General features: G+C 57.5%; 6 protein-coding genes and 1 pseudogene. 5 read left to right on the forward strand and 2 right to left on the reverse strand.

Features of this window, described 5'->3' with window-relative positions; all coding sequences use genetic code 11:
* Window positions 1-753 precede the first annotated feature (753 nt).
* From AC54T3_RS17190 to AC54T3_RS17210, 5 genes are all read left to right on the forward strand, one after another.
* Window positions 754-1179 carry a single-stranded DNA-binding protein gene (locus tag AC54T3_RS17190; protein WP_496626536.1) on the forward strand — a complete coding sequence of 142 codons (426 nt, stop codon included), beginning with the start codon at window positions 754-756 and terminating at the stop codon, window positions 1177-1179.
* 338 nt (window positions 1180-1517) lie between these two features.
* Complete coding sequence (locus AC54T3_RS17195) at window positions 1518-1766, forward strand: AbrB/MazE/SpoVT family DNA-binding domain-containing protein (protein WP_496626537.1); 249 nt, start codon at window positions 1518-1520, stop codon at window positions 1764-1766.
* Complete coding sequence (locus tag AC54T3_RS17200) at window positions 1766-2092, forward strand: type II toxin-antitoxin system PemK/MazF family toxin (protein WP_496626540.1); 327 nt, start codon at window positions 1766-1768, stop codon at window positions 2090-2092. The genes AC54T3_RS17195 and AC54T3_RS17200 overlap by 1 nt, the downstream gene beginning before the upstream one ends.
* Before the next feature lie 221 nt (window positions 2093-2313).
* A complete protein-coding gene (locus AC54T3_RS17205; RefSeq protein ID WP_496626538.1) occupies window positions 2314-2559 on the forward strand; it encodes a type II toxin-antitoxin system RelB/DinJ family antitoxin in 246 nt (81 codons plus the stop codon).
* Entirely contained in the window at window positions 2546-2824 is a 279-nt protein-coding gene (locus AC54T3_RS17210) for a type II toxin-antitoxin system YafQ family toxin (RefSeq protein ID WP_496626539.1), read from the forward strand. Before AC54T3_RS17205 ends, AC54T3_RS17210 begins: the two co-directional genes overlap by 14 nt.
* An 81-nt stretch (window positions 2825-2905) precedes the next feature.
* Here AC54T3_RS17210 and AC54T3_RS17215 read toward each other — a convergent pair whose 3' ends face one another.
* Both AC54T3_RS17215 and AC54T3_RS17220 read right to left on the reverse strand, forming a co-directional pair.
* Entirely contained in the window at window positions 2906-3205 is a 300-nt protein-coding gene (locus AC54T3_RS17215; protein WP_496626541.1) for a hypothetical protein, read from the reverse strand.
* A 43-nt stretch (window positions 3206-3248) separates the two neighbouring features.
* Window positions 3249-3524 (reverse strand): annotated as a pseudogene (locus AC54T3_RS17220) (recombinase family protein); the annotation flags it as partial.
* Window positions 3525-3727: the final 203 nt, after the last annotated feature.

Consider the following 3727-nt stretch of genomic DNA (forward strand, 5'->3'; position numbering starts at 1 on the left):
CTGCTGTAGACTCAAACCCTTCTGAAACTGGATCTTGTTCTGCGGCATCGCTGATCTCCGCCTGGTTACCCTCTTTGAAGTCTAGACTAGAGCCAGAGAATTGGCTGAGATTCGTGAATAATCAGGTGCCGCTTTGAGCGGCTCACGCATTCAAAGCCCCCGGCTTTGCCGGGGGATGGTTACTTAGATAGAGAGGATCGCCCAAGCTTATATGGTCCGCTCGAAATCCAGGAGCAAGTGACTGCTTATGTACAAGCGTGCTTCGATGAGCGGTTTTAACTTGATCGTTCCTTGGTCAGTCTCCCTCAGGCATTGGACGAAAAAATGATTTATCAACGATCTACACCATCAATACAACGATCATCGACTGGATTCACAATAACCGTCAAACTCCCAAACTTTGACCCATGATGAGTGTCCCTCTGAACTCAGAGACTTTATCCCGAAGGCTGATGCCACGTTGTGGAATCGTGCTACATGGGGTGAGATGCCTTTTTTAACAATTAACCCGACGTTACTGAATAACGTAAAGTCGCTGAAATCCCCATGATGCTCAACCCGCCTGACATGGAAGAGAGGCGGGGCTTGAGCAGCGCCTTGGTGCGTTTCGAGGCCATGGCGGCGTCGTGTCTTCCACCAAGCCGTTCCTGGAGCTGAACAGGATTGCTACCATGGGTACCCCTCCTGACCACAAGACCCGTGCTTGGACCTCGCGTGCGGTATCGGTGTCAGCCCTGCAGAGGAGTCCCGACCATGACCATGCACGCCACGATCTATGGACGCGCGGCCTTTGATGCTCGCCAACACTTGACCAAGGCCGGCAAACCGATGACCACGCTGCGCCTAGCGGTTGATGTGTCCAACAGGGATGCTCCCGAGCAAGAAACGTTCTGGATCGACGCCTTGGCCTTTGGCCGTGTTGCTGACGATCTGGCGCGCGTCGAGAAGGGACAAATGGTCTCGGCGATGGGAAAAGTGGTGCGTGGTCAGTACACCAGCAAGGAGGGTGAGATACGAGAAAGCTGGTCGCTGCTCGCCGATGCGGTCATCACCGCCCGCACGGGACGTCCTGGACAACGCCGCAGCCAACCCCATGGCACAGCGCCTCCAGCACCACCTGATCCGCAGTCCACCGATTCGCAGTCACCCGAGTTCGACGACCCACTCCCGGAGATGTGAGCCTGTGCCTCTGGAGCGCATCAAGCAAGGATCAGACCCAACAGGCGTGTCCAGCCGCCCGAACGATCCACAAAGGCTGTGGATAAGTCTATCGGAGAACGGTTCTTCAAGAGGATAAGCCACTGATCGACAAGCCACTGTAGAGCGCTCGGGTCAGATTGGATCGCGATTGCCCACGCTCCCGCGCCTCGTGCTGTGTCGCAAGCCGTTTGAGCGGTAGGGCACAGTCAGGGCGAGCCAGCAGCGCCAGGCTGAGGATTGATTCGATCCGTGCGGTCCTATCCAGACCGCCTGTGCTAACATTGTGCTTCCGTGTTGTCTTTACCGAGGATGCCAAGATGGAAGTCACCATTCGTCAGATGGGAAACTCCAGAGGTGTGTTGATCCCCAAGCCTATTCTGGCCCAGGTCGGGCTTGAGGGTGCTGCCGACCTTCAGGTTCGCAACGGGGTGATCGAGATCCGCCCCATTCACCGCCATCCACGGGAAGGCTGGGCGGAAGATGCTGAGCGGCTTGCCCAGGAGGGTGAGGATGGCTTGGTCTGGCCGGCGTTTGCCAACCAAGACGACGATGACTTGGTTTGGTGATGAAGACAGGGGACATTTGGCTCGCACAACTCGATCCAACCGTGGGCCGTGAGATTCAGAAGACCCGCCCCTGCGTTGTCATCTCGCCCAATGAGATGAATGCGCACCTGCGAACCCTGATCGTGGCCCCCATGACAACGGGCTCGCGGCCGGCGGCTTTTCGCGTGCCGGTCACCTTCAAGGACAAACAGGGGCTCATCGTGCTAGACCAGATCTGGACACTCGACCGTGCCAGGCTCGTTAAACATCTGGGGATACTGGATACCGCGACGCTGGAAACGACCTTGCGCACGCTGCAGGCGATGTTCGCAACACCATCGACCTAGTCGATAGCCGGGACGGGCTCTCAAATTCAGTGATCGGGCCGTTATGTACCGAGCCTCCCGCCTAGACGACAGGTTGCCACTGTGGGCCTTGGAACCGACGATGGCGTTGACAGGGGCGTTTCCCGTGGTTAAGCCGCTTTGTCGCTCATTCAGCTACAATGTAGCTACAGCTACACACTCACTCCATCCAAGCGGAGACGCTGATGCCGTCTGACACCGTTGTGCGCGCACGCATCGACCAGCAGGTCAAAATCGAAGCCTCTGAAGCGCTTGAGGCCATGGGATTGTCGATGTCGGATGCGATCCGACTGCTTCTGGTCCGAGTCGCTCAGGACAAGACCTTTCCCTTCGAGATCAAAGTGCCGAATGCCACCACAAGGCAAGCGATCGCAGAGCTGGAGGCCGGCCAAGGCAAACCATTTACCAGTGTCGAGACGCTGATGGCGGATCTGCGTGAGGACGATTGAGCACTCGTCTGCCTTCAAGCGTGACTACAAACGCGAGCGCAAGGGGCGACATCGTGCTGCTCTGGATGGAGCGTTAGAAGCCGTGCTGTTGGCACTGGCTGCCGACCAACCCTTGGAGCCCCGTTACCGAGACCATGAGCTGAGCGGCGATTGGTCTGGATACAGGGAATGCCACCTCAAACCGGACCTACTGCTGATCTACAAAACCCCGGATCAAGAGACACTCAGGCTGGCTCGCCTGGGTTCACATAGCGAGCTTTTTTAGCACATCGAGCCGATGATCGAGCATCAAACGACTACACGTCTTCACTATCATCGACTTCCAGCAATGCCAGTGTATCGGCACTCATCGACCGACCACCATCCGCTTGATCTGCTGAGCCAGGAATCGTTTATCGTTGCGTGCCCGACACCCACGTCGATCCAGTTCGGCGGCAATCTTGGCCAACGACAACCCACGGGCTCGAAGCGCTCGGGCCTGCCCGATGATCTGCTGCTCCACGGCCTGCTCGACCAGCGCACCTGCGACCAACTGGAAACCGTAGGGTGCATGCCCCCCGATGTAGCGCCCTTGCCTTTGCAAGTGGCGCATCGCCTCCGAGGTGCGCTCGCCGACGATCTCGCGTTCCCACTGCGAGACCGACATCAACTCCGCCTGACCGGGTGAAAAATACGCCTCGATCAAACGTCACCACCAACAGCGCCTGTGCCTTCCCGGCATCGATCATCCCAAGCGCCTGCTGCAAGCCGGGTTGCTGCAGCGTCTTGGCCGACACCCCAGCATCGACCATCGTGTCGATGATCTCCAGCCCATAGAGTCCTGCATACGCGGCGGCCTTGTGCTGTTGGGCCTCCAGCGACACGCCCTCGTCGGCTTGGTTGGCGGTGCTCACCCGCACATAGACGACCGTCTTGATCTTTAGGAACCGTTGCTCAGGCTGTGTGCTCATCGCAGGGGTTGTCATGTCGTGATGTCATTACACAACGATACGTTATCAAAGGCCCACCGTGAGCCCGTCCAACAGGCGCTGGCTGAGCGATCCACAGGCCCAGCGTCTGTCACAGCGGGGTTCCGCTGTGACACTTTGGGTTCGTTTGATAATATAATGTATGTATAGTTCCTAGCATTTTGATCTATAGTTGAGTCAATCGATCGAGCTACTCTCGG

It is taken from the genome of Halochromatium sp. NSM3 (assembly GCF_059621085.1).